Source organism: Herbaspirillum sp. B65, assembly GCF_000333555.1.
In the GTDB taxonomy this organism is placed as follows: Bacteria; Pseudomonadota; Gammaproteobacteria; order Burkholderiales; family Burkholderiaceae_D; genus Herbaspirillum; species Herbaspirillum rubrisubalbicans.
The window spans coordinates 1-1,464 of record NZ_BADI01001114.1; the positions used below are offsets into that span (position 1 = coordinate 1).

1 protein-coding gene is annotated in these 1,464 nt (G+C 60.7%); it reads right to left on the reverse strand.

What is annotated here, in order from left to right; genetic code table 11:
• Positions 1-198: 198 nt before the first annotated feature.
• Positions 199-1,464 (reverse strand): methyl-accepting chemotaxis protein (locus tag I5W_RS26425; protein ID WP_044531490.1); only part of this gene is annotated, 1,266 nt, incomplete at its 5' end.

The following is a 1,464-nucleotide window of genomic DNA, read 5'->3' on the forward strand; positions in this document are numbered from 1 at the left end:
CTACAAGTCTGAAAATAGTCAAGGTGTGTCACTGTCCCTGTAACACTTGTGCATGAATTTTAACTAGGCCATGTAGGGAAAGTCCAGAAGACAAGATCCATACAAGATGAACTTGCTCTTCCAAGCCGGGTGGACAATACCCGCGAAGGCGACAAGGACAGCGTTCAGGTCGCGGGCTATTGTCCTACGCCGAAGGAGCTAGAAGGATTCCCACTCTTCTTTTTTGTCTTCCTTGATGCTGGCGGGCAGGGCGCGTGGTTCCGGGCTGGCGGCGATGGCAGTCGGCGGTGCGGACTGCGGCTGAGTTTGCGGCTTGGACGTCAGCGCCTTTCTGTTGACTGATGAGGATTTCAAGGACGCTGCCTGTGGCATCTGCACGGTGCGCAACTCGGGCCCACCTGCATCATCCAGGCGGAACACGCTGACCAGTTCCAGCAATCGCTGCGCCTGATCCTGCAAGGCCTGTGCGGCGGCCGCGGCTTCTTCCACCAGCGCGGCATTCTGCTGGGTGGTGTTGTCCATCTGCATGATGGCCTGGTTGACCTGTTCGATCCCTTCACTTTGCTCGTGCGTGGCAGATGATATCTCACTGACGATATGGCCGACCTGCTCGATGCTGCTGACCACCTGGTCCATGGTATTGCCGGCTTGCGCCACCAGTTCGGTGCCGGAAGAGACCTGGTTGACCGAATCGGTGATCAGTTCCTTGATCTCCTTGGCGGCGGTGGCCGAGCGTTGGGCCAGGGCGCGTACTTCCGAGGCCACCACCGCAAAGCCGCGTCCCTGCTCGCCGGCACGCGCGGCTTCCACGGCCGCATTCAAGGCCAGGATATTGGTCTGGAAGGCGATGCCATCGATCACGGAAATGATATCCACGATCTTGTGCGAGGAATCGTTGATGGCGCCCATGGTCTGCACCACCTGCTTGACCGCTTCTCCGCCCTGGTTGGCCACGGCCGTGGCGGTGCCGGCCAGCTCGCTGGACTTGCGGGTGTGATCGGCATTCTGCTTGACGCTGGAGGTCAGTTGTTCCAGTGAAGAGGCAGTTTCTTCCAGCGCGCTGGCCTGCTCTTCGGTGCGTGAAGACAGGTCGAGGTTGCCGGTGGCGATCTGGGTCGAGGCCGTGACCATGGAATCGGTGCCGCGCCGCACTTCCAGCACGATGGCCTTGAGCTTCTGGTTCATCGCCGCCAGCGCCTGCAACAGGCGACCGGTTTCATCGCTGGAGTGGGCGGTGATCTCGGCGGTCAGGTCACCGGCAGCCACCGTCTCGGCTACTTCCACGGCGCGGCTCAAGGGGTGGGTGATGCTGCGCGAGATGGCCCACGCCACGATGGTCGCGAACAGGGCGGCCAATATGCCCGATCCCAGCATAATCAGGCGGGTGGTATTGTAGGCTGCCTCGGCATCGTCCACCGACCGGTCCATCAGCTTTTTCTGCATGTTGGAAAGAGCTCCAGTCGC